This is a genomic window from Pseudoruminococcus massiliensis (genome assembly GCF_900291955.1).
Classification (GTDB): Bacteria; Bacillota; Clostridia; order Oscillospirales; family Acutalibacteraceae; genus Pseudoruminococcus; species Pseudoruminococcus massiliensis.
Map to the genome: position 1 here is coordinate 490,573 of NZ_OLMR01000001.1, position 24,637 is coordinate 515,209.

The 24,637-nt window shown below is 37.5% G+C and carries 24 protein-coding genes and 2 pseudogenes; 7 read left to right on the forward strand and 19 right to left on the reverse strand.

The window, feature by feature from the left end:
• Positions 1-180: 180 nt before the first annotated feature.
• Positions 181-552 (reverse strand): group II intron maturase-specific domain-containing protein, encoded by a 372-nt coding sequence (locus C9914_RS02335; protein ID WP_158707312.1) that lies wholly within the window; start codon positions 550-552, stop codon positions 181-183.
• A gap of 141 nt (positions 553-693) precedes the next feature.
• Between C9914_RS02335 and C9914_RS11990 the strand changes: the two are divergent.
• Positions 694-839: pseudogene (locus tag C9914_RS11990) on the forward strand (DNA polymerase); the annotation flags it as partial.
• A gap of 155 nt (positions 840-994) precedes the next feature.
• On the opposite strand, the gene C9914_RS02340 reads toward C9914_RS11990, so the two are convergent.
• The 5 genes from C9914_RS02340 to melB are packed head-to-tail and all read right to left on the reverse strand — an operon-like array spanning position 995 to position 7,385.
• Positions 995-2,062, reverse strand: coding sequence for an aldose epimerase family protein (locus tag C9914_RS02340; RefSeq protein ID WP_106763066.1), 1,068 nt, complete (start codon positions 2,060-2,062; stop codon positions 995-997).
• A gap of 16 nt (positions 2,063-2,078) precedes the next feature.
• A complete protein-coding gene (gene galT / locus C9914_RS02345) occupies positions 2,079-3,590 on the reverse strand; it encodes a UDP-glucose--hexose-1-phosphate uridylyltransferase (RefSeq protein ID WP_106763067.1) in 1,512 nt (503 codons plus the stop codon).
• A 10-nt stretch (positions 3,591-3,600) separates the two neighbouring features.
• Positions 3,601-4,593, reverse strand: a complete 993-nt coding sequence (gene galE / locus C9914_RS02350) for a UDP-glucose 4-epimerase GalE (RefSeq protein WP_101029117.1) — start codon at positions 4,591-4,593, stop codon at positions 3,601-3,603.
• Between the two features lie 34 nt (positions 4,594-4,627).
• Complete coding sequence (locus C9914_RS02355) at positions 4,628-5,908, reverse strand: galactokinase (RefSeq protein ID WP_106763069.1); 1,281 nt, start codon at positions 5,906-5,908, stop codon at positions 4,628-4,630.
• A gap of 1 nt (position 5,909) precedes the next feature.
• Positions 5,910-7,385, reverse strand: coding sequence for a melibiose:sodium transporter MelB (gene melB, locus C9914_RS02360; RefSeq protein ID WP_106763070.1), 1,476 nt, complete (start codon positions 7,383-7,385; stop codon positions 5,910-5,912).
• A 219-nt stretch (positions 7,386-7,604) separates the two neighbouring features.
• On the opposite strand from melB, the gene C9914_RS02365 reads away from it, so the two are divergent.
• Complete coding sequence (locus C9914_RS02365) at positions 7,605-8,627, forward strand: LacI family DNA-binding transcriptional regulator (protein ID WP_207654829.1); 1,023 nt, start codon at positions 7,605-7,607, stop codon at positions 8,625-8,627.
• A gap of 467 nt (positions 8,628-9,094) precedes the next feature.
• On the opposite strand, the pseudogene C9914_RS02370 reads toward C9914_RS02365, so the two are convergent.
• Positions 9,095-9,328 (reverse strand): annotated as a pseudogene (locus tag C9914_RS02370) (SPFH domain-containing protein); the annotation flags it as partial.
• Between the two features lie 10 nt (positions 9,329-9,338).
• Positions 9,339-9,479 (reverse strand): NfeD family protein, encoded by a 141-nt coding sequence (locus C9914_RS11995; RefSeq protein WP_106763074.1) that lies wholly within the window; start codon positions 9,477-9,479, stop codon positions 9,339-9,341.
• Positions 9,480-9,547: 68 nt separating this feature from the next.
• Here C9914_RS11995 and C9914_RS12065 point away from each other — a divergent pair, with 68 nt between their 5' ends.
• Complete coding sequence (locus tag C9914_RS12065) at positions 9,548-9,805, forward strand: hypothetical protein (protein ID WP_106763075.1); 258 nt, start codon at positions 9,548-9,550, stop codon at positions 9,803-9,805.
• Between the two features lie 440 nt (positions 9,806-10,245).
• Positions 10,246-11,418: a 23S rRNA (uracil(1939)-C(5))-methyltransferase RlmD gene (rlmD, locus tag C9914_RS02385; protein WP_106763077.1), complete on the forward strand. Its 1,173-nt coding sequence runs from the start codon at positions 10,246-10,248 to the stop codon at positions 11,416-11,418.
• Between the two features lie 55 nt (positions 11,419-11,473).
• On the opposite strand, the gene C9914_RS02390 is transcribed toward rlmD, so the two are convergent.
• From C9914_RS02390 to C9914_RS02400, 3 genes are all read right to left on the reverse strand, one after another.
• Positions 11,474-11,941: a hypothetical protein gene (locus tag C9914_RS02390; protein WP_158707314.1), complete on the reverse strand. Its 468-nt coding sequence runs from the start codon at positions 11,939-11,941 to the stop codon at positions 11,474-11,476.
• A 70-nt stretch (positions 11,942-12,011) separates the two neighbouring features.
• Positions 12,012-12,494, reverse strand: coding sequence for an RNA polymerase sigma factor (locus C9914_RS02395; RefSeq protein WP_022265211.1), 483 nt, complete (start codon positions 12,492-12,494; stop codon positions 12,012-12,014).
• A gap of 130 nt (positions 12,495-12,624) precedes the next feature.
• Positions 12,625-14,325: an FtsW/RodA/SpoVE family cell cycle protein gene (locus C9914_RS02400; RefSeq protein WP_022265212.1), complete on the reverse strand. Its 1,701-nt coding sequence runs from the start codon at positions 14,323-14,325 to the stop codon at positions 12,625-12,627.
• 115 nt (positions 14,326-14,440) lie between these two features.
• On the opposite strand from C9914_RS02400, the gene C9914_RS02405 reads away from it, so the two are divergent.
• The 3 genes from C9914_RS02405 (at position 14,441) to C9914_RS02415 (ending at position 17,007) form a co-directional block, all read left to right on the forward strand.
• The gene (locus C9914_RS02405; protein WP_106763082.1) at positions 14,441-16,054 is read left to right on the forward strand and encodes an ABC transporter ATP-binding protein; all 1,614 of its coding nucleotides are present in this window, start codon (positions 14,441-14,443) and stop codon (positions 16,052-16,054) included.
• Positions 16,051-16,719 (forward strand): ECF transporter S component, encoded by a 669-nt coding sequence (locus C9914_RS02410; protein ID WP_106763083.1) that lies wholly within the window; start codon positions 16,051-16,053, stop codon positions 16,717-16,719. Before C9914_RS02405 ends, C9914_RS02410 begins: the two co-directional genes overlap by 4 nt.
• A 75-nt stretch (positions 16,720-16,794) precedes the next feature.
• Positions 16,795-17,007, forward strand: a complete 213-nt coding sequence (locus C9914_RS02415) for a hypothetical protein (RefSeq protein WP_106763085.1) — start codon at positions 16,795-16,797, stop codon at positions 17,005-17,007.
• Positions 17,008-17,127: 120 nt separating this feature from the next.
• Here the strand turns inward: C9914_RS02415 and C9914_RS02420 are convergent, their stop codons facing one another.
• The 8 genes from C9914_RS02420 to nusA form a co-directional block, all read right to left on the reverse strand.
• Entirely contained in the window at positions 17,128-18,042 is a 915-nt protein-coding gene (locus C9914_RS02420; protein ID WP_106763086.1) for a bifunctional riboflavin kinase/FAD synthetase, read from the reverse strand.
• 15 nt (positions 18,043-18,057) lie between these two features.
• Positions 18,058-18,954 (reverse strand): tRNA pseudouridine(55) synthase TruB, encoded by an 897-nt coding sequence (gene truB, locus C9914_RS02425; protein WP_106763088.1) that lies wholly within the window; start codon positions 18,952-18,954, stop codon positions 18,058-18,060.
• Positions 18,954-19,904, reverse strand: a complete 951-nt coding sequence (locus C9914_RS02430; protein ID WP_106763090.1) for a DHH family phosphoesterase — start codon at positions 19,902-19,904, stop codon at positions 18,954-18,956. The genes truB and C9914_RS02430 overlap by 1 nt, the downstream gene beginning before the upstream one ends.
• Positions 19,891-20,253 (reverse strand): 30S ribosome-binding factor RbfA, encoded by a 363-nt coding sequence (gene rbfA, locus C9914_RS02435; RefSeq protein ID WP_106763092.1) that lies wholly within the window; start codon positions 20,251-20,253, stop codon positions 19,891-19,893. Before rbfA ends, C9914_RS02430 begins: the two co-directional genes overlap by 14 nt.
• A 177-nt stretch (positions 20,254-20,430) precedes the next feature.
• On the reverse strand, positions 20,431-22,815 hold the full coding sequence (gene infB, locus C9914_RS02440) for a translation initiation factor IF-2 (RefSeq protein ID WP_106763093.1): 2,385 nt from the start codon (positions 22,813-22,815) through the stop codon (positions 20,431-20,433).
• A 4-nt stretch (positions 22,816-22,819) separates the two neighbouring features.
• Positions 22,820-23,137: a L7Ae/L30e/S12e/Gadd45 family ribosomal protein gene (locus C9914_RS02445; protein WP_022265220.1), complete on the reverse strand. Its 318-nt coding sequence runs from the start codon at positions 23,135-23,137 to the stop codon at positions 22,820-22,822.
• Positions 23,130-23,429 (reverse strand): RNase P modulator RnpM, encoded by a 300-nt coding sequence (gene rnpM / locus C9914_RS02450; protein WP_106763267.1) that lies wholly within the window; start codon positions 23,427-23,429, stop codon positions 23,130-23,132. The genes C9914_RS02445 and rnpM overlap by 8 nt, the downstream gene beginning before the upstream one ends.
• 93 nt (positions 23,430-23,522) lie before the next feature.
• On the reverse strand, positions 23,523-24,626 hold the full coding sequence (nusA, locus tag C9914_RS02455; protein WP_106763096.1) for a transcription termination factor NusA: 1,104 nt from the start codon (positions 24,624-24,626) through the stop codon (positions 23,523-23,525).
• Positions 24,627-24,637 lie beyond the last annotated feature (11 nt).

Sequence of the window (24,637 nt, forward strand, 5' to 3'; positions counted from 1 at the left end):
ATCAAGGGTTTCCGGCGTTTTTTCATTTTTACGAAGAAACAGCAAAAACGAAAAAATCACAAATTTTCATTAGCAAATTCTCCGTCTGCTAATGGAATTTAGGAATCGAGTAGGAGGCTACCCATTAGTTGAGTAGCCGACCTCTCACACCACCGTGCGTACCGTTCGGTACACGGCGGTTCAATAATTTGAGTGCAGTACCTTGTATTTGTGGAATATGTCATCATATCCCACTGATGCAAGGTATTCGCTTGTTAATGACTTATGCAAAATATGGCTGTTGGATATTCTCCAATAACCCTTTCTGCTGTTCGCCCACTCCCAAGCCTTTGAATTGTTTATCCCAAGCCTGACGAGATTATCGTGCTTAGTCTTTATCCTCTTCCATTGTTTCCAGTAGATTTGCCGTATTCTTCGCCTCAACCATTCGTTAAGACTTTTTATTTTGCTTTCCATATCCGCAATGGAATAATATCCAAGCCAGCCTGTTGTATATCTATTTATTCTTTTGAGAATATTCTCAACTGACCTTGCTTGTTTTCGACTTGTCAATTCTCAGATTTTATCCTTGAACCGCTTGATACTTTTACCGTGTGGGCGTATTCCTGCTTTCTTCCTTGTTTTATATAGTGAAAACCAGAGAAATTTCAGTTTCAGCGGACTTCCTGTCTTACTTTTCTGCTGATTAACTTTAATTTACCGCAAAACCACATGAGTGATTTGGCGGTGCACGAAGTCTTGTAAAATGCTGAAATTATGACGCACTCAGTATTCTTTATGATAATATTTCTGACACACTTTCACAGCTTATCCGCACTGCTTTTATTCCACAGCTCGGCACATAACCGCTAAAACAGAATATTTTTAAGACGATGTAATACTGTAAAACATGAAACATCCTCATAGATTAAAAATCAAGGACCACCCAAGAAAAATAGGTGGTCCTTGATTTTAGAGAGATTTTATTTTTAAAGGAGTTAGAAATCAGCTCATTTTATTTGTTTATACCAAAAATATATTTTGTAGTTTGTGTATAGTTTTCGTTTGCTTTTAATATTGTCGTAGGAAAAGTCTTGTGATTTACAGCATCGGGAAAGCCCTGGGTTTCAAGACAAAACGCTGAATTTTCTCCGTATGTCGCTGAATCCTTTCCCATATTGGACAAAACATCGACATAATTTGCTGTATATACATGAACACCTTTTTGAGAAGTATAGCATTTTAATGTGATTCCGCTATCAATGCCCTCAGCTTCGGCTGCAAGCACAAATTCTTCATCAGAATGATTCAGCTCAAACATATGATCAATACCGTTTGCAAAACCAATCTGTTCGTTTTTTCTGTCAATACCATTTCCAATTAACTTGGGTTCGGTAAAATCAAAAGATGTATTCTTAACAGGAGTTATCTCTCCTGTGGGATTGAGGTTTGAATTTATCGGTATGAAGAAATTTGCATTTATTTTCAGCTTGTGATTTTCTGTAACTTTACCGCTTTTATGTCCGTTAAGATTAAAATATGAATGATTGGTCAGATTGCATATTGTGTCTTTGTCAGAAACTGCCGACCATTTTATCGTAAGTACATTTTCATCATCAAAGGTGTAGCGTACAAAGACCTTCATATTTCCGGGATAGCCCTCATCACCGTCGGGACTATCAAGCATAAATAGAACTGTATTTGGAACTTTATCATCAACTACCGCAAGCCACACTTTGCGGCTAAAGTTGTTAAATCCGCCGTGTAGATGGTTACTCCCATTGTTTACAGAGAGCTGATAATCTTCTCCGTTAAGAGTAAATTTGCCGTAAGCAATTCTTCCGCAACATCTTCCGACAGTAGCACCGAAGTATGTTCCGTCAAATTCATAACCGTCAATGTGCTCATAGCCGAGAACTACATCTCTAATACTACCGTTTTTGTCGGGAACTTTTATCGAAACGACACTTGCGCCTAAATCACATAATGTCACGCTTGCTCCGCTGTTATTTTCTATTATATAAAGATGAGTGTTTTTACCTTTGGATGTAGGTTCAAAATTCACTACCCTTACCTTTGACATTTTAGCACTTCCTTTACTACAGCGTCTTTATAAATTTATCAAAAGCCTTTTGTCCTTCAGGAGTTCTTTTGAATACACCTGCATCCAAAAGAACTTTAAGAAACACCTTTCCTATCTCATTTTGAATTATTGAATCAATATTATTTTCATTGATTTCATCATACTGCGAAACAAATTCATTTACCCATTCGGAATGTTTGCTGATTTTCGGAATTTCACTTACATCCTTGTGATTAAGAATAGCATCCTTTAAAATAGCCATTTCATCTTTAAGCCTTGAGGGCAATACTGCCAGTCCCATAACTTCAATAAGGCCGATATTTTCTTTTTTTATATGATGCAAATTTGCATGAGGATGAAATACTCCCAGAGGATGCTCTTCACTTGTGATATTATTTCTGAGAACGAGGTCAATGACAAATTTTCCATCCTTTGTAAAAGCAATCGGAGTGATAGTGTTGTGAATTTCACCATCTGTTTCGGCAAAAATGCCAACATTTGCGTCCGTGTACGCTCTCCAACTCTTTAGAATATAAGAAGATAATGAAATAATGCTGTCCTTGTTTTTACCTGTCAATCTTACAACTGACATAGGCCACTTTACAATTCCGCACTCCACATCATCAAAGCCGTTAACAATAAACTTTCTTTCAACCTCTGCCCTATTAAGTGCAAAGCTGTATCTGCCACCCTGAAAATGTTCATGTGTAAGTATTGAACCGCCTACAATCGGCAAATCAGCATTCGAACCGATTATATAATGCGGAAACTGTGAAATAAAATCAAACAGTTTTCTGAATGTGGAATCATTGATTACCATTGGTGTATGCTCACCGTTAAATACAATACAATGTTCATTGTAATAAACATACGGAGAATATTGCATAAACCAGTTATCTCCGTCAATGGTGAGCGGAATAATTCTGTGATTATCTCTTGCAGGATGATTTACTCTTCCGGCATATCCTTCATTTTCCTTACAAAGCAAACATTTCGGATAGCCCGACTGTTTTTGAAGTTTTGCCGCTGCAATAGCTTTCGGATCCTTTTCAGGCTTTGAAAGATTTACCGTGATATCAATATCACCGTATTCGGTTGATGTTTTCCACTTTAAGTCTTTTTTAATACGATATCTTCTTATATAATCGGTATCGCAGCTGAATTTATAGTAGCTATCGGTTGCAAGTTTAGGAGAAAAGCTATAATTCTGCCAAAATTCTCTTATTACTTCTGACGGTCGCTTAACAAGTGAAGCCATAAGTTTCACATCAAATAAGTCGCGATATGTTACTGTATTTTCGGGAATAATTCCTTTTTCGTATGCATAATCAAGAAGTCCCGACAAAATTTCTTCAAGAGTATCCTCGTTATCTGCTGTAAGGCAAGTACAACTGTCATCGGGTTCATCCATATTGAACAACGACAAAAGCCTATTTTGCGTGTAGATTATATCCTCTTTTTCAATAAGCCCTGTATTGATTCCGTATGAAACAAGTCTTAATATTAAGCCGTAAACGCTGTTCTTCATAAATACCGCCTCACTTACTATAGCCGTTGGGATGTGTTGAATGCCATTTCCACGCTGTTTTAATTATTGTTCCCAGATCATCATACTCAGGTTTCCAGCCAAGTACAGTTTTCGCCTTATCGCTTGATGCAATCAATACAGCAGGATCGCCGCTTCTTCTGCTTTCTTCAACAACCTTAATATCTTTCTGTGTAACCTCCTTTGCTTTTTCAATTACCTCACGGACAGAAAAACCTACACCGTTGCCAAGATTGAATATATCACTTTTACCGCCCTTCATAAGATATTCAACTGCAAGAATATGAGCCTGTGCAAGGTCAGTGACATGGATATAATCACGAATACAAGTTCCGTCAGATGTGGGATAATCAGTACCAAAAATACTTATGTGGTCACGGGTACCCTGTGCCGCTTGAAGAATAATCGGAATAAGGTGGGTTTCAGGATTATGTGCCTCACCGATTTTTCCGCTGATATGTGCTCCGCATGCATTGAAATATCTGAGAGAAACATATCTTAAACCATGTGCTTTTTCAACCCAATAGAACATTCTCTCCATGGATTTTTTTGTTTCTCCGTAGCAGTTTGTCGGATTTGTCGGATCGGTTTCAAGAATAGGAGTTCTCTCAGGCTCACCGTATGTTGCCGCTGTTGATGAAAATACAATCTTATCAATTCCGTGAGCAACCATTGACTGAAGCAAAACCTTTGTGCCATTGAGGTTATTATCATAATATTTGAGAGGGTTGGTCATACTTTCACCGACAAGTGAATTGGCTGCAAAATGAATTACGGCATCAATACCTTTTTCTTTATCAAAAACGCTGTCAATTTCACTTCTGTTTCTGAGATCGCCTTTATAAAATTTTGCTTTGGGATGAACCGCCTCGATATGACCTGTTTCAAGGTTATCGAATACAACAACCTCATTACCGCTTTCAATAAGTCTGTAAACTGTATGCGAACCGATATATCCGGCACCGCCTAAAACAAGAATTTTCATTTTGTCCTCCTTAATAAACACAAAACCTACATAATTACATTACTTTTATTCCGCCGTATTTTCTCACTTTGAGAACATGGCATGAGTTTTCTCCGAAAATTTTATTTATAAATTCTTTGTAATTACTTACAAAATCATTTTTGACAAACGCCTGAATTGTACCTGCAAATCCACCGCCGTGAACACGGCACACGCCGTAATTGCGAAGAAGGCTTTCGCTGAGTGCAAGGGCTACCGAGATGTTCTGATGTTGAATATCTCTTGTTGTATATACATTCTGAAGATACTTAAACGATGAATTACCGGATTTTCTGATTGCGTCAAGGAATTCATCAAACTTACCGTTTTCAAGTGACGAAACGGCATTTTTAACGTTATGCTCCTCATTAAAGAAATGAATTGCACGAAGTACCGGTCTGTCGCCAACAGCCTCACGAATTTCGTCAAGGCGAATATAAAATTCGTTTGAATCACAATCTCTCAGATAATCTTCTCCGAGAAAATTTGCAACCTTTTTCATTTCCGAGGGAATCATAGCATAATCATCTGTAAGATCAACATGATCGCCCTTTGTGTCAACAATACAAAGACTGTAATCATATTTTTCAAATTCGGTAGGTATTTTCTTAACAATTGGCTTTGTCGGATCTTTAAAGTCAATGTTAACCATTCCTCCGACTGAACAAGCCATTTGATCCATAAGTCCGCACGGCTTTTTGAAAAATACATTTTCAGCATACTGAGAAATCTGAGCAATCTCAACTGAATTTATTTTCATATCATTATATAAGCCAGAAATAATAGTTCCGACAACTACTTCAAAAGCTGCTGACGATGAAAGTCCTGCACCAACAAGTACATCACTTGTTGCATAAGCATTGAATCCACCAATTTTGTATCCATGATCCTTAAGTCCACGAAGAACACCTCTGATGAGGCTGACCGTTGTGCCTACCTCATCATTATTAACTTCGAGGTCATTTATATTGAGAGTAATCATATCATAACCGTCAGAAACAAATCTTACAACATCATTGTTATTCTTGGCCGACACAGCAATAGTATCAAGATTAATGGATGTTGCAAGCACCATTCCATGCTGGTGATCTGTATGATTACCGCAAACCTCACTTCTGCCGGGAGCACTGAATATTGCTACTTTATCAGGGCAAAAAATTGTTTCATACTGCTCAATTGCATGAACATATCTTTTTTTCTGATAATCAATCATTGATGAATCTATATATATATCAGTGAAAAGATTATCAAATTCGCCGTTTGTAATTTTTTCAATTGCTGTTTTAGTATCAATCATTTTATTTACCTGCCTTTTCCGCAACTGTAGGAAGGAACATAGAAGGCTCTGTGTTACCGCTTTCATCAAGCTGTTGTGTCATATCAATCTTGCCTTCTCTTCTTGCACTGATTGTGTTTATAACCTTCTTCATCATACAGTCATTGAGTTTATATTTCTTTCTGTAAACAACATAAGCAATAAGCATACAAACCGCAGGAACAATGCACATAAGTGTACTGATTGATGCTACTGTTGCAAATGACTGTTCCTGTCCCGGGATATACTGTGTGCTTCCAAGTGCCGCGCCAATACCGAGTGCTGTAAGAGCTGCTGTGAATTTTACGATAAGTGTCTGGAGTGAGAATACAACGCCTTCATTTCTTGTTCCAAGCTTAAATTCACCGTAATCAACAACATCTGCAAGGAATACTGTTGCACAACCAAGTTCAAGACCTGTACCAAGTTTTACAATAACACCTGAGATTGATGTGAGCACAACATTGTGCGGAGCAAAAATACCTACGAGCAAAAGCATTATAAGACCAAATGCAGGTAAAATACACGCAAGAAGGAACGAAGTTTTTCTTGAAAGAAATTTTGCAACCTTAGGGAATACGATAAGACCTACAACCTCTGCGATTGATGCGCTGATCATAAATGATGACATCATTCCTGCGTTGCCGCAAACATATTTGAAATAATATGTAGCAACACCCATAATGCACTGAATGCCGATGTTGTAAAGGAAGATAAGAGTTACCGCCCAACGAAGTTGATCATTCTTGCCGATGATTGAGAAAATATCTTTAAACTTAACTTTCTTTTCCGGAACAGAATCATCTCTCTTTTTCGGAAGATTGATTACTGTAATACCGATTGTAAGAATAAATACAATTGCAATTATGATTGCAAATCTGTGATAACCTGCCTGATTTGTTGTGCCGCCGCTGAGAGCCTCAATAATTTGAACACCAAAGCCTGCAATAACAAGTGACTGACCGATACTTGCAAAGATTCTCGGAAGTACCGAAACTTTTTCTCTCTCCTCAGGATTTGAAGTAAGGTTAGGAATAATTGACCAATAAGGAATATCCATAATTGTGTAAGTCATACCCCAGAGTATGTAAGCTGCTGTTGCAAATACGCAAAGTCCAACGCCATCGAGGTGGAAGTCTGTGAATAAAACAACAAATACAATTGAATTAACCAGCGTACCTATTACAAGCCATGGAATAAATTTACCCCATCTGCTGCGTGTGTTATCAACAATCATACCCATAAACAAATCATTAAAGGCATCCCATAACTTTGCAACAAAGAACATTATGCCGATAAATACCGGGTTGACCTTGATGATGTCTGTGAAATAAATCATTGAAAATGTGGCAATCATACCATAAATCATATCTTTGCCGAGGGCACCTAAAGCAAAGGTGTATTTGATTCTACCTGGGATTTTGCCATCAAGTCTTGGTTGTGATGATGTCTGTTTCATGATTTTTCCTCCTTTTAATTTTAAATGAAACGCCGTGACAACCTGCACAAAAGATTTCGTCATTATTTAATAATAATGTTTCTTTTGTTTTTATGTTAACTAAATTATACGGTTTGTTTCGTAAACTGTCAATAGTTTTTGGTAAACATTTTTGCTTTCTCCGTTTTTTACTAAACAATACTTGATTTTTTAGTAATATTTCACTATAATGGTAGTGAGGTGATTCAATTGGCTACAATCAGAGATGTTGCCAAAAAGGCAAATGTATCAGTAGCTACTGTTTCAAGAGTGCTTAATAACGACACTACCCTAAGCACCTCGCTTGAAACGAAGCAAAAAATATTTGCAGCAGCTAAAGAACTTAATTATGTAAAGAAAAAAAGGGTTACATCAGCACCTTCATGTCGCATTGGAATTCTACAATGGTTCTCTTCCAAACAGGAAATTGAAGATAATTATTACTTTTTGATGAGACAGGGTATCGAGGACTACTGTTCAAAAAATAATATAAGTATTGTACGAACATTTAAAACAGATAATGACTATCAGAATGTACTCTGCGATGTTGATGGCATAATCTGCCTCGGGAAGTTTAGTAAACAAGAAATAAAATTACTGCATTCATTGAATAATAAAATTGTTTTTCTTGATATGACCGTTGAGAATATTGAAATCACATCCATATCGCTCGACTTTCGTCAGGCAGTGTCCGATGCAATTAAATATCTATATGATTTAGGCCATAGAACAGTTGGCTTTATCGGAGGCATTGAACAGCTTGAGGACGGAACGATATTTCCTGATAAACGACTCAACACTTTCACAGACATTTGCGATGCACTAAACATTAAATATGATGGGTTTATTATGCAGGACAAATTTTCAACATCATCCGGTTATAAAATGATGTCAGAAATGATCAGCAAAGGAAATCTCCCCACAGCTATTTTTGCGGCAAGCGATCATATTGCAATCGGTGCAATGAGAGCTCTGCAAGAAAACGGTTACAAAATTCCTGAGGATATTTCTGTTATGGGATTTGATAACACGGAGCTTTCGGGATATACAAACCCTCCGCTCACTACGGTAAACGCACCTGTATATGCAATGGGTATTTACGGCATTAGATTTATTTTGAATATGATGAAATCTAAAAGCACCGATTATTATTCTCCTATGCGTGTCTATCTGCCTTGTCCAATAAAAGTTCGCAACTCATGTGCAAAACCTAAAAAATTATAATTATCGTCGTTATTAAACGATTATATGCCATAATAAAATTATCGTTATACGGTTGATTTTGAAAGTAGTCTGCCCTCTTAACCGACTACTACTTGACTACTTTTGAAGAATCTAATATAGCACATTTGGCGTGATTTGAGTCGGCGATTAGTCAGAAATATAAAAATGAATCTGCCTCTTATTTATAATTAACATTTTTAAAGAATCTCATATGCATTTTTGCAAAGTAAAAATCCACCGGCTAAGCCGGTGGATCTTTACTATATTCTCAACATCTCTCACCCTCTCTATTCTACCGTCCTCATCAGTCATTCTTGTAACACGAAAAAACAAGTTTACAAGAATTTTAGGCATAAAAAAAGAGCCCAATGGCTCAGATGTTAAAAATATTAAATAAGTAATTGTTATTGATTATTTCTAATTCTGCGATATTTCCTTACTTTTTAAGATTTACAAGAAGGTATCGTTTTATTCACTCCATGCTGCGGTGGAAAATCAATTACCTGCTCTTTTAATGATACTTTCTTTGAAATCTTGTCGATAAACGGAATTTTTACATGCAAGCCTGTTGACCATGTTACATGATATGTTCCGAGTCTTTCAATTACATATGCGTGTGCCTGCGGTACTACTTTTACATTGCTTACGATTACTATAAGCGGGATTAAAAGGATAATTCCTAAAATAATAAGTCCTAACATTATTTACCTCTCATTCTATTACGGGTTCTACTATGAGCTTGACGCCTTCTATTGCGAGAACCTTAACTTTTGTTTTTTTAAAAAGCGGTGCTTTGTCGGACTTTACCGTCCATGTTTCCGCACCAACCTTTGCCTGTGCTTGTTTCGTCAATGTCGGTTAAATCTGTGAGCATAAACCCGACTTGACCGATGTGGCGGTCTGCGTTTGTTCCCGTTGTCTTGTTACGCTTTTTAAAGCGTTTTACAAGTGGTCGTGTCACAATCAGCGAAACAAGTGACACTGCAAGGAACACAACCGACTGGATTGTTATGTCGCTTGTAAATATAGTTGTTATGGCAGCACAAACCGAGCCGAGAACGAACCATATTGATACAAGCTGTGTTGTAAAGCCTTCGCAAAGCAACATGAATATTGCAAAGCCTATCCACACTATCGGCATATATTGCCCCATAGAGCTGTCACTGCCGTATGACTGACTGTACTTGCTGACAAGGTTAGTTGTTGAATTTTCAGCCTTGCCTATGTTTTATATTTGTGTTATACTACTATTGCATAATAATTGCTTAAGAAGTACATCCCAAAACTACCACCTTATGCGACAACTTTTTTAGAGGGCGTGCTAACACCTTGCTAACAGGAATACACACAACTCGTTTGTGTTAGCACATTTTAGGTGGTAAAAGGCAACCACGTTTCCTGCTGAAAACCGCATTAGGATGGGAAAAGTTGAGGTTTGTTTATCTTGGAAATAACGCTTCGGAATGAACTCCTAAGCGATAGGTCGGGTGTTCGAATCACCTCGGGAACGCCAAAGCCGAAATTCCTACGAAAGCAAAGGATTTCGGCTTTTATTTTTATTTTAAATTTATATAACTAAAGTAATAAGAAATTTTTTAAAAATAAAAGAGGAAATATTATGAGCAATACAAAAGATAATATAAAAAGAGGAAGCTGTCCTGTCTATAAAAAATGCGGTGGCTGTCAGCTTCAGAACCTTACATATCAGGAACAGCTTGCCTTTAAGCAAAAAAAAGTTTCAAAATTTCTTTCGCAATTTTGCAAGGTTCAGCCAATAATAGGAATGGAAAATCCTTTTCATTATCGCAACAAGGTTCAAGCCGCATTCAGAACCGACCGAAATGGCAGAATAATTTCGGGTGTTTATCAATCAGGAACTCACCGCATAGTTGGTATTGATGAATGTATGATTGAAGATGCTATAGCTGATAAAATAATTGTTACTGTTCGTAAAATGCTTAAATCCTTCAAGCTTACAACCTATGATGAAGATGCTCAAAGAGGATTTTTAAGGCATATTCTTGTCAAACGAGGTTTTGCAACAAATGAAGTTATGCTTGTTCTTGTAACAGGTACACCAGTTTTCCCGTCTAAAAATAATTTTGTCAAAGCTATAACTAAGGAATTTCCCGAAATAAAAACTGTTGTACAGAATATAAATCCATACAGAACAAATCTCGTGCTTGGTGATGTACAAAAAATTCTTTATGGCAAGGGATATATAGAGGATATTTTGTGTGGCTGTAAATTCCGAATCTCACCAAAAAGCTTCTATCAGATAAACCCTATACAAACTGAGGTGCTTTATGGCAAGGCAATAGAATTTGCTAAGTTAAAGGGCAACGAAACTGTACTCGATACCTATTGTGGCATTGGTACAATAGGTATTATTGCCGCAAAGAATGGTGCAGGTTCAGTAATCGGAGTAGAGCTTAATAAAGATGCCGTCAAAGATGCTGTACAAAACGCAAGAGCAAATGACCTCAAGAATATCAGATTTTATCAAGGTGATGCAGGCGAATTTATGGAAGTCGCCTCGGAAGAAGATGAAAAGCCTGATGTAGTTTTTATGGACCCTCCGAGAGCGGGTAGTGATAAAAAATTTCTTTCTTCCCTTATTAAAATGTCACCAAAAACGGTAGTATATATTTCTTGCAACCCTGAAACTATGGCAAGAGATTTATATTACCTCACTCAGAATAGCACCTATAAGGTTAAAAAAATTCAGCCAGTCGATATGTTTCCACACACAAGCCATATAGAAACTGTCGCATTATTAACTAAATCATAAAAGTAAAACCGAGAGTTCAAATAACTCTCGGTTTTATAATATCTAAAAATATAATTTACTTTACAATATCTGAAGAATTTTTCGATGGTGTTTCATCAACATCACCTGTTGTATTCTTATCACCGAAAACAGCCTCTTCCGAATACTTATCATCGTATTCAACAGTAGCCTTGCCACTGTCATCAACAGAAATCATAAATCTCTTATTATTAGCTTCCTCGTCACTTACACTATATTCATAATACTCATCGCCTGTTTCAGAATCTTCTTTTAGTGTAAGTTTATTGCCATTTTCGAGTGTTGCAGTAGTTGTCTTATTACCATTCTCATCATAACTTACATCACCCTCAATAGCTGTCTGCTTGCCATTATCATTGATAAACCAACCCATAACAGTCTTTCCAAGCTCACCATCTGTTGCAGCATTTGCAACGATACCTGCTGATGCAACACAAGCCACACAAGCAGCTATTGCTATAAGTTTCTTTGATACTAATTTTCTTTTCTTCTTTGTTTCACTCATTTTAATTACCTCCGTTACTTTCTCGTTTGAAGCATGAATTTGGGAAAATGTGCTCTTATAAAGTTCTTTGTTATTCATCAGTCCATACCCCCTGAAGTTTAGACCTTAACTTTTCTCTTGCTCTCATAAGTTGTGTTCGTATTGTCGATGGATTCACCTTGAGAATATCCGCAATTTCATCTACCGAATAATCTTCGTAATAATACATATATACGCTTATTCTGTATTTTGAAGGAAGCTCCATAACCGCATAATATAAATCGCTCTCCTCCTTATGCTCGAATATCAGTTCCTCTCCAACCTCATCAAGTGGAATAACTTTTTTCTTAAAAGGTGAAATCAATAATTTCTTACTTTCATTGACAGCTACTCTTAGAAGCCAATTACGAATATGCTCCTCATTTTCAAATTCCTTATTGCATTTATAGTATTTCAGCAATACATTTTGCACTATATCATCTGAATCAGACCTGTTGCGACTATAATTAAATGCTATTCTAAAAATGCTATCTGAATATTTCAGAGCTATTCTTGTAAATTCTTCATCGTTCAATACATTCACTTCCTTAGCAAGTCTTTGAAAGCCGCTTTCATAAGTTATATCTTTTTAAAGTCTAAAATGTCCCAAAATTTTCTAAAATTTTTTAAAAAAATTAACCGCCACAAAGGACGGTTAATTTACATCAAATTTCTATTACATCATCGCCATTTGGCATAGTAGCTTTTTTAAGGCTCTTTCGTTTCATAGCATAGGTTCTTTCGTCAGCCGCCTTAATAAATGCTAATAAGCACCAACAGCTCATCATACTTGAACCACCTGCACTTATAAATGGCAATGTAACACCTGTCAGCGGAAGTATATCTGTTGAACCAAATATATTAAGTGATGCCTGAAATACAAGCAAAGCTGCTGCTGAACACGCAGCTATTGAATAAAATGAGGAACGACTTCTTGTTGTAACCGCTCTCGCATATAGAACAAGTCCTGCAAGAGATACCGCAATAAGGAGTGCTATTATAAAGCCCATTTCCTCACATACAAGACCGAAAACAAGGTCACTTTCCGAAGCGAAAATATTTTGCAAACCGCCTGTTCCAGCACCAGTACCGAAAAGGCCTCCGCTTGCTGAATATATCAGCGTTCTTACTTGTTGATAGCCTTTATCGTCAGGGTCAAGCCAAACATTTCCCCATATTGCAAATCTGTTTGCGATATACGGACGAGCTGTCAATACGAGCATTGCACCAAAAACTGCGGCAGATATTGCAAGAATTACTGTCTTAATATCACCTGAACGCATAAAAGCTATTACAAGGAAGGTTACAAAGAATATAACCGCCGTTCCGAGGTCACTCATTATAAATAAAGCACCTATACATATCGCAGTAAATATAATAAATTCGGTAAGGTTCTTTTTAGTGAGCAAGCTATCAAGAGTTGAAGCACCAACAAATATATATGCTATCTTTACAAATTCTGATGGCTGAATCGAAACTGGACCTATTACAATCCAGTTTGCCGCACCATGTGTAACCTTGCCAAGTGCAAGGTTTAAACCAAGAACTACAACAGCAGCTATTGTTATAATTAATCGCCATTTCATAACTCTGTCGGGAATTTCAATAAATTTCAGCAGCAAACAAAAGCCAATAACACCAATAATCGCACTTGCAAGCTGTACCCAGCCTGTCTTGGTGCTATGTGATGACGCAAGCAGTATTCCTATTGAAGATAAGAATAATGCAAGAGATTCAAGCTCAAAAGTCACTCGCTTTATGCAAAGCCTTGTGACAATAAAAAATACCCACATAAATACAATATAAACTGCGGCTATTGGTGCAACATCAAGATTTTCAAGATTTATGCAGATTTCTGCCGCAAACATAATCGTAAATAGTGTAACTAAAAACAATAAAAAAGATGGTGCTATTGTTCTTTTAGGCGGTTTGGATTTTTTGGTACAGTGTTCTTCCTGAGAATTATCACCATAGTCATCTGCCCTTCGTACAACAAGAATTGTTCCACCAATATTTATTCTATCTCCGATATAAACAGCTGTTCTGCCTGTTATGGGTTTATCATTGACAGTAACACCAGCCTTAGAACCCGTATCCGTTACAAACCAGCCAGCTTCACGCCTTAATAATACAGCGTGGTCACGAGATACCATAGGATTTGTCAGACGAACATCGCTTCCTCGACTTCGTCCAATAGAAGTTTCCCAATATTTTACTGGATAAACTTTTTGAGAATCCTCGTCCTCAAGAACTATCAAAGCCCCCTCATTTCTACGATTATATCTTAGTGAAACAAAAGTACGGATAACTATTGCAAGTGCAATAAACGGCATAATAAGCCTTAAAATCCACGATACATAATCCATAAATATCAGCCTCCTTTGAGGGTTAAGAATATCTTATCACACGAGTAGTCACTTGTCAAAAGTTTATTAAGAGGTTATAATAATAAGATATATCGGATTCCTAAGGATGGTTTATATGAAGCAATTAAGCGTTCAAAATCTTTCATTTTCTTACTCTGACAAAAAAATTCTTGATAATATATCTTTTAACATTTCAAAAGGCGAATTTGTTACTCTTTGCGGAAAAACTGGTTGTGGCAAAACTACACTTCTACGACTTTTAAAAAAAGAACTTCAGCCAAAAGGCAAACTTAGTGGTAAAATACTTTATAATAATATTCCGCTTGAAAATCTTGATGAGAAAGATTCTGTCTGCAAAATCGGTTTTGTAATGCAAAATCCTGATAGCCAAATAATAACTGATAAGGTTTATCATGAACTTGCTTTCGGACTCGAAAGTCTTGGTCTTGAAAATTCCGTTATAAAACGAAAAATAGCTGAAACTGCCTGTTATTTCGGAATTGAAGATTTATTTTATAAAAATATTCATGAGCTTTCGGGTGGTCAAAAACAGCTTTTAAACCTTGCTTCTATAACAGCAATGAACCCTGAGCTTATGATTCTTGACGAACCAACGGCACAGCTTGACCCTATCGCAAGAGAAAATTTTTTTAACACCCTTAAAAAGCTTAATCGTGATTTATCCATAACCATTATAATCACAGAACATACTCTTGAGGATATTCTTCCGATAAGTGACCAACTTCTTGTCCTCGAAAACGAAAAAATAATCTATAATGACTCACCCGAAAAAATTTATAAAATTGCTGAAACAAATTCCTATATCTTTAAGGCTATGCCATCAGCAGTAAGAATTTCTGCACCATTTTTAAAACCAAATGAGCCTTGCCCTTTGACAACAAAGGGTGCTATACAGTATATAGCAAAGAATTTAAATGTAAAGCCGTTTTCTATTCCTAAAAAAAATCATTCTGAAAACGCAATTTTAAAGCTTAAAGATGTTTCATTCCGATATAGCAAAGATAGCTCTGATATTTTGCATGATTTATCACTTGAGCTTTTTGAAGATGAAATACTTTTCGTTCTTGGTGGAAATGGTGCAGGTAAAACCACCTTTCTGAATATTGTTGCAGGGCTTCTAAAATACAGGACAGGCAGTATAAAACTTTTTGAAAAAAAAATAAGTTCTTATAAAGATAAAACATTATATAAAAATAATCTTGCACTTTTGCCACAAGATGTAAAAGCTGTTTTCGCAAAAGATACTGTCAGAGAGGAATTAGCTGAAACTGGTGCAAATCCTACTGATTATGGCTTTAATATTACACATCTACTCAAAAAGCACCCTTACGATTTAAGTGGTGGTGAACAACAGCTTTGTGCCTTGATTAAAGTTCTTGCAAGTAAGCCTAAAGTTCTTTTGCTTGATGAACCTACAAAGGGTGCTGACTCAATTCTAAAACAACAAGTAGCCAATATTCTTTTAAAATTAAAATCAAGCGGAATTTCTATAATCGTTGTAAGTCACGATATAGAATTTGCGTCAAGCTGTGCAGATAGATGTGCTATGCTTTTCGGCGGAGAAATCATTTCTGAGGGCGAACCTCACGAATTTTTCTCACAAAACAGCTTTTACACAACCGCCACTAATAAAATTATGCGTAGCTTTGATAAAAATATAATCACCGTAGATGAAGCTATATCGTCACTTATATGGAGGGAAAAATGAAAACTGCTTTAAAATATATAATCCCTCTTGTGCTTATTCCGATAACAGTTATTCTTGGGGCGTGTATTTTTAGTGAGAAGTCTTATTCCTTTGTTTCGATGGCAGTTGCGATATTTTCTTGCTTACTTTTCTACTTTGCGTATGAAAAGAAAGGTAAAACTCGCCGACTTATCATTGTTTCTGTAATGACAGCTATTGCAGTTATTGGAAGATTTATCTTTGCACCAATTCCAGCTTTCAAGCCTGTTACTGCTGTTGTTGTACTTACTGCTGTATATCTTGGCAGTTCGGCGGGATTTTTAACCGGTTCTTTCAGTGCCTTAATTTCAAATTTCTATTTCGGTCAAGGTCCTTGGACACCTTTCCAGATGCTTGCTTGGGGAATTATAGGCTTTCTTGCTGGAATACTACGCAATAAACTGAAAAACAGAATTATTCTTTCACTGTATGGTGTCTTTGCAGGTATACTTTATTCTGTAATACTTGAGCTTTGGAATGTCCTTTGGTACAGCAACAGCTTTGACATAAATTTATACCTTGCCTTTCTCCTTTCTTCTCTGCCCCATACTGCGATTTATGCGGTATCTAATGTTATATTTCTTATGCTTATGTATAAGCCCATCGGAAGTAAGCTTAAAAGAGCCGAACAACGAATTTTTGCATAAATTCACAAATTGAACCACCTAAGCATATTGTATAGTTGAAGTTACTATGCAAATAATATGTCTGAGGTGGTTTCTTTGCAATATGACAATTTACACGAATTAATATCGTCAAGCTCAGGAACAAGAAAATATTTTCTTTCCCTGCCATTTAAGATACAAACTCAGCTTTATGAGCATAATAACTATATACATTCCTCTGCTGACTTACGACTTCGTTTAACTCAAATTGAAAAATATAATCGCTCTGTTATAGTATCTGAAAGCCTTAACGATAACTTTCTTAATTAATATATTTTATCTTCAAAAACAAAAACGCAGACCGTCAGCAACTCGGTCTGCGTTTTTATTTATATATTTTTAGGAGAAAGTTGTAAGCTTGTTCATTCACTAATATATACGAATGAGCTTTTAAAAATCTTTCGGAATTCTCTTAACAACTTCACTATCCTTTAATATCTGATTCTTTAATTCTGATATTGATGCAAATTTCTGCTCTGCACGAACGAAATCAAGCAATCTTATATCTACTTTCTTGCAATAAAGATTGCCTGAATAATCGAGTATCCAGGTTTCTGAAACAGGTTTATCACTGCCAACTGTTGGCTTAACTCCAATATTAGTAACACCACGATATTCTTTGCCGTCTATTGTAACAATTGACGCATAAACTCCAAACTTAGGCAAACAGAAATTTTCTGGGAAAGCTTGATTTATAGTTGGTATGCCAATAGTTCTGCCAAGCTGTCTGCCATGAACTACTTCAAGGCAATAGCCGAATTTATGTCCAAGCATTTTATTTGCTGATAAAACTTTACCATTTTGCAGTAAATTTCTTATTCGACTTGAACTTATACACTCACCGTCATAAAGAATAGGTTCTCTGGAAACGGTTTTGCAATTATACTTCTCGCAAATTTTTGCAAGAGCATTACTATCGCATTTACCGCCCTTTCCGAAATGATAATTAAAGCCACAAACAACTCCCTTGCACTTCAAATTATCAACAAGAATTGTTTTGACAAATTCTTCACCACTAAGGCTCATCATTTCTTTAAAATCAACTATGTAAAGCAAATCAACTCCTAAGCTCTCAATAAGACGAATTTTTTCTGATTCTGTTGTAAGAAACATATCTGATTCACCTGTGAGAATACTCTTAGGTCTGCGTGAAAATGTCAGAACGCAAGACTTCACTCCAAGAGCCTTTGCATTTTCTACTGCTGTACATATAACATCTTTATGTCCAAGATGTACTCCATCAAAAAAACCAAGTGCTGTAAAGCTTTCATTCTCAGACGGAATTATATCATAAACTATCTTCATCAAAACACCCGTATATCAAAATTGCTTTTTTACGCTCAATTCTTCCTTTTCTTTATTTACATATCCTAAGCCAAGAAAAACATCACTCGAATTATAAACTCTATAATACGCTCCATTCTCAGAATTATCATCTACATCTGTTCTTGAAAGCATAAGCCCACCGCCGTTTTTAAACCTTACGGCTTGAGCCTCTGTAACTTTAACTGACGGATAACACGCAAAAACGCTCTCTGTCAGTCTAAGATATTCTTCAAGCATACCATTCTCTGAAAGTTCCTTTGCTTTCTCAAGTGTGATTGCATCATCAAGAGTATAGCCACAAGCTGTAACTCGTCTTAGTGAGGTCATAACCGCACCACAACCAAGAGCTTGTCCTATATCATCGCAGATACTTCTTATATATGTACCTTTAGAGCATTTTACAAGAATTTTTGCTGATTGAAGCTGCTCATCAAAATTCAACAAATCAAGCTTATAAACCGTTATAGGTCGAGCCTCTCTTTCTGTAACTAAGCCTTTTCTTGCAAGCTCATAAAGGCGTACACCGTCCTTAGAAACTGCCGAATACATTGGCGGAAGCTGCATTATATCTCCACGAAATTGTGGCAAAACAGCCTCTAAGTCTTCTGATTTAACATTAGATTCTGTCTGTGAAAGAACTTTGCCCGTAATATCAAGTGTGTCAGTAGTAATTCCAAAGCTGAATGTTGCCTCGTATTCCTTATCGCTTTCTGGCAAAAGTGATTGTGCTTTTGTTGCATTCCCGATAAGAATAGGCAGAACGCCTGTTGCCATAGGGTCAAGCGTTCCTGTATGACCGATTTTCTTTTCACCACAAATTCTTCTCATCTTAGCAACAACATCAAAGGAAGTATAGCCATTTTCCTTATCTATAACTATAATACCGTTCATTACTTACCCTCTAATGCTTGTCTAACAACTTCTATAATCTGTTCTATGGCTTCATTAAGAGTACCTGTTATCATACAGCCAGCAGCAGCCTTATGACCGCCACCGCCAAAATTTGCACAAATAGCTGATGCATCAAGCTCGTCTGTTGTTCTTACAGAAACCTTAAACTTGCCATTATTCTTTTCACGAAGTGTTATGCCAGCCATAACCCCCTCTATCTGTCTTGGCAAGGAGGATACTCCCTCCATATCATTATCGACAGCACCAGATTCTTTCATCATATCAATAGTTGCATAGGCTATTGCACATCTGCCGTCAAGATAAAACTGTATAGAATCCATTACTCTGCGTTCGATTTCAAGCCTTGAGCGTGACTTTGTTTCAAACATAAGGCGGTTAATCATCCCAGACTCCGCACCGCAATCTATCATATCAGCGGCAATTCTATGAGTTTCTGCTGTAACATTTGTATATCTGAAACAACCTGTATCTGTCGTAATACCTGTATAAATGGCATTAGCTATATCTTTGTCAAACTCAACATTCATAAGTCTGATAAGCTTTGCAATAACCTGTGCTGCGGCTGCGGCACTGGCTTCAACATAATATTCTTTTGCATATTTAGTATTCGAGCCATGATGGTCTATGCAAAGGTCTATCTTATCAGCATAGTCTGAAAGCTTTTCACCAAGAAGTTTTGTATCTGCGATATCAACGCTGACAACAAATTCCTCATCAAATTCGAGTTTTTCGAGTTTATCAGTAAAATATGAATACTTCTCAGGGAATGGGTCTGTGCAATCGACCTTAACATTCTTACCAAGCTTACGCAATGCCATAGCAAGAGCATATCCCGAACCGATAGTATCGCCATCAGGGGAACGGTGTGTCAATATAAGAATTTTATCTTTAGATAAAAGCATTTTAGCAGCAGATTCAAGCGTTATCATGTTTATCTTCCTTTACATCGTTCAGGATTCTGTTAATATTTGCACTATATTCAATAGAATCTGTTGCAATAAAAGTCAATGCCGGAACATGGCGGAGAGTAAGTCTTGAACCAAGTTCACTTCTTACATAGCCAGCAGCATTTTTAAGAGCCTTTACAGCCTCTTTTGCGGATTCCATACCACTCATAGAGCTTATATAAACCTTACAGTATGAAACATCGCTCGAAACATCAACTCTTACTATGCTTATAAGAGAATTATGAAGTCTTGGGTCTTTCATTTCTCTCAATATGGCAGTAAGTTCACGCATAATATCTTCGGAATTTCTTACTGATTTAAAGCTTTTCATTATTTTAGCCTCCTTACATATTTCTATTATACGAAATAATCATCGAATTAAAACTAAATTATTATTTTTCTATCTGAAATTATCTTTATTACACGAAAGCGGCAGCTATTGCTACCGCTTTTTTCACAACGATTCGCCGTTATTATTTAGTGTAATAATTATCTAACAAGTATACAGTTATTCAGTATATTCCTGCATCTCGTAAACCTCGAAAATATCGCCGTCCTTCAAATCGCTGAAACGCTCAAGTGTAATGCCGCACTCAAAGCCAGCAGCAACCTCCTTGACGGAATCTTTAAATCTCTGCAATGATGCAATCTTATCATCAGCTATGACAATACCATCTCTTACTACTCGAACATCTGCACCTCTTACTGCCTTGCCTGAGAGTACATAAGAACCCGCAACTATACCAACATTTGTAATCTTATAAGTTGTACGGCACTCTACTCTGCCAAGCTCAACCTCTCTTACCTTTGGTGCAAGCATACCCTTCATAGCGGACTGTATTTCCTCTATGCAGTCATAGATAATTCTATAAAGACGCATATCAACACCATCACGCTCTGCGTTTTCAGCGGCAACTGGGTCTGGACGGACATTAAAACCAACAATAATTGCATTAGATGCAGATGCAAGCATAACATCAGATTCTCTGATAGCACCTACGCCACCATGAATGACATTAACTCTAACCTCGTCATTAGAGAGCTTTTCGAGTGATTGTCTGACAGCTTCAACAGAACCCTGAACATCAGCCTTAACGATAACTTTAAGCTCTTTAACTTCGCCAAGCTGCATCTGGTCAAAGAGATTATCAAGAGTAACCTTTGTCTGATTGCCCCACTGTTCTTCCTTCTGCTTTTCCTTACGCTGTTCAACAAGTTCACGAGCAAGTCTTTCGTCAGAAACTGCATTGAATATATCGCCACCTGATGGGACATCATCAAGACCTGTAATCTCAACAGGGAATGATGGACCTGCTTCCTTAACCTTTTCACCCTTTTCGTTTGTCATTGCTCTTACACGACCTACGGCTGTGCCAGCAACGATAATATCTCCAACTCTGAGAGTACCATTCTGAACAAGAACAGACGCAATAGGACCTCTACCCTTATCAAGACGAGCCTCGATAACAGTACCCTTTGCAGGACGGTCAGGGTTAGCTTTAAGCTCTTTGATTTCAGCGACAAGTGTTACCATTTCAAGGAGGTCATCAAGACCTTCCTTTGTGTGTGCTGAAACTGGGATAACCGGAACATCACCACCCCATTCTTCAGGGACAAGTCCATATTCTGTAAGCTGCTGCTTAACTCTTTCAGGGTCAGCATTAATCTTATCCATCTTATTTATAGCAACTATAACAGAAACACCCGCAGCCTTTGCGTGGTTAATAGCCTCAACTGTCTGTGGCATAATACCGTCATCAGCAGCAACAACAAGTATAGCTATATCAGTAACCTGAGCACCTCTTGCTCTCATAGTTGTGAAAGCTTCGTGTCCTGGGGTATCAAGGAAAGTAATGTCATTTCCATTGACATTAACTCTATAAGCACCGATATGCTGTGTGATACCGCCTGCCTCTGTTGATGTAACATTAGCGTGACGAATAGCGTCAAGAATAGAAGTCTTACCATGGTCAACGTGTCCCATAACAACTACAACTGGAGCACGAGTTACGAGATTGTCGTCATCGTCTTCGCTATCGTCAATAATTCTTTCTTCGATAGTAACAACAACTTCCTTTTCAACCTTTGCATGGAATTCCATAGCTGCAAGTGATGCCGTATCAAAGTCGATAACATCATTAACCGTTACCATAGTACCCATCATAAAGAGCTTTTTGATAACTTCTGCTGCTGTTGCTTTAAGTCTGAGAGCAAGTTCTCCAACAGTAATTTCATCAGGAATAGAAACAGTGATAGGCTTTGCCTTTCTCTCTGCTGCAATTCTCTCTAAGCGTTCCTTTTCTGTTTCACGCTTTGCACTTCTGGATTTTCCACGCTGCTGTGAACGCTGAGTGAATTTCTGCTTCTGAGTAGTAGTCTTGCTTTCGCTCTTCTTTCCGCCACCAAGCTTCTCACTTGCCATACGGTCATACTTCTCATTATAACGCTCAATATCAACCTGAGCTGCTCTTGTATTTATAACTCTGCCACGAGATTGCTCCTGCTCAATGACAGGCTCTTCTTTCTTTGCCTGTGCTTTTTGTGCAGGCTTTTTATCCTGTGGCTTATCTTGCTTTTTCTGAGAATTATTCTGCTGATTATTTTTCTTTTGTCCTTGCTTTTGGTCGCCCTTAGACTTTTCATCTTTAGCCTTTGCAGGCTTATCAGCTTTTTCTGCCTTTTCAGGTTCAGAATCTCTTGAAGCATAATATTTATCAAAGTTTTCAACCTGATTTTTCTGGGTGAAATACTCAAAAACTACATTAAGCTCTTGGTCTGTAAGAACATTTCCGCTCTTCTTTGTTACACCACAGCATTCCTTGATAGCCTCTATAACGGCTTTGCTTGGAACATTAAGGTCCTTAGCCACTTCACTTACCTTATATTTAATCATATAATCAATTTCCTCCTGTCATATCATTGCAAAGCATAACGAGCTTTTTTGCAAAGCCCTCATCATCTACTGAAATAATGCCCGAGGTCTTTCCTATCGCCATTCCGACCTCATTCATAGATATATTTAACGAGATAGTCTCGGTTTTTGTGCGTTCTACGATTTTCAGAATTTTACTTCTTGAGCGTTCTGATAAATCATTGCACAAGAGCAGCAGTCTTGACCTTCCGTGAATCATAGCATCAACCGCAGGGTCGAAACCAAGTGAAAGTCGACCTGCTCGCCTCGCCAAACCAAGAAACGATAGAATTTTTTCATTCACCAGAAAATTCCTCCTCGAGCTTGTTATATATTTCTTCCGAAATCTTGCATGAGAAAGCTCTTTCAAGCCGTCTTGCTTTTTTCGCGGAGGCAAGGCAGGCGTTGCTGCGGCAAATATATGCACCTCGACCAGGCTTTTTTCCAATAAAATCTACTGAAATCTCACCTGCTTGAATAACCTCGCCATTTTCGTCCTTTAAATCAGGAGCTTTTACAATTCGCACAAGCTCTTTCTTTTCCTTCATTTCTCCACAGCCTATGCATTTTCTTAAAGGTACTTTCTTTTGTCGCATTTTTCTTTTCTTCGCCGCCTTTCTATCCTTTATTTTGGGAACATTGCCATTCAATTTTTCAAACCCCTTATAGGAGCTTTATGCTTTTAATAATTATTCTAAACCGTCACCGATATACTCTTCCTTTTTGTCGGAAGTATCTTCCTCGTCCTCACCAAAGAAACCGCTTTCTGGGCGAATATCAATCTTCCAGCCTGTAAGCTTTGCTGCAAGTCTTGCATTCTGTCCCTTATTACCGATTGCAAGTGAAAGCTGACTATCAGGAACAGTTGCCTTGCATACCTTTTCGCCGTTAGGGTCAACCTCTACCTTAACAACTTCAGCAGGTGACAATGCAGCAGCAATAAACTTAACTGGGTCTTCGCTATATTCAACAACATCTATCTTTTCGCCGGCAAGCTCATTTACGATTGCCCCTACTCTTACGCCACGAGGTCCGATACAAGCTCCTCTTGGGTCAACATTCTCATCACGGCTGAATACAGCAATCTTTGTTCTTGAGCCAGCTTCTCTTGAAACAGATTTAATCTCAACGATACCATCATAAATTTCAGGAACTTCTTTCTCAAAAAGACGCTTAACAAAGTCAGGGTGAGTTCTTGAAATGATAACACGAGGTCCTTTTTCTGTGTTCTTAACATCTGCAACATAAACCTTGATTGTATCGCCTTCGTGAATAACCTCTCCAGCAACCTGCTCGCCTCTTGGAAGAACAGCCTCTGCCTTTCCTATACGGATTGTAGCATTGCCTGTTTTAGGGTCAACTCTTTCAACCTGTGCAGAAACGATTTCCTGAACCTTGCTCTGGAACTCAACAAGAACTTGGCTCTTCTCACCGTCACGAATACCTTGACGAATTGTGTTTCTTGCAACCTGAACAGCTATTCTGCCAAATTGCTTAGGGTCAAGCTTTACGCCGACTTTATCTTCAAGCTGAGCCTTTGCGTTAATAGCACGAGCATCTTGGAGTGAAATCTCATAATCAGGGTCGAAAACTTCTTCAACAACTTCCTTATTTAAGTAAACATCGAATTTGCCCTTTTCTGGGTCCATCTCGACTCTTGCATCGTTGTTTCCGCCGTAAGCACTCTTACAGGCAACAAGTATAGACTTCTCAATTTGAGAAAGCATATATTCAACAGGTATTCCCTTTTCCTTTTCGAGAAGCTTCAATGCTTCAAAAAGCTCTGTATTCATTTTCCAATAAC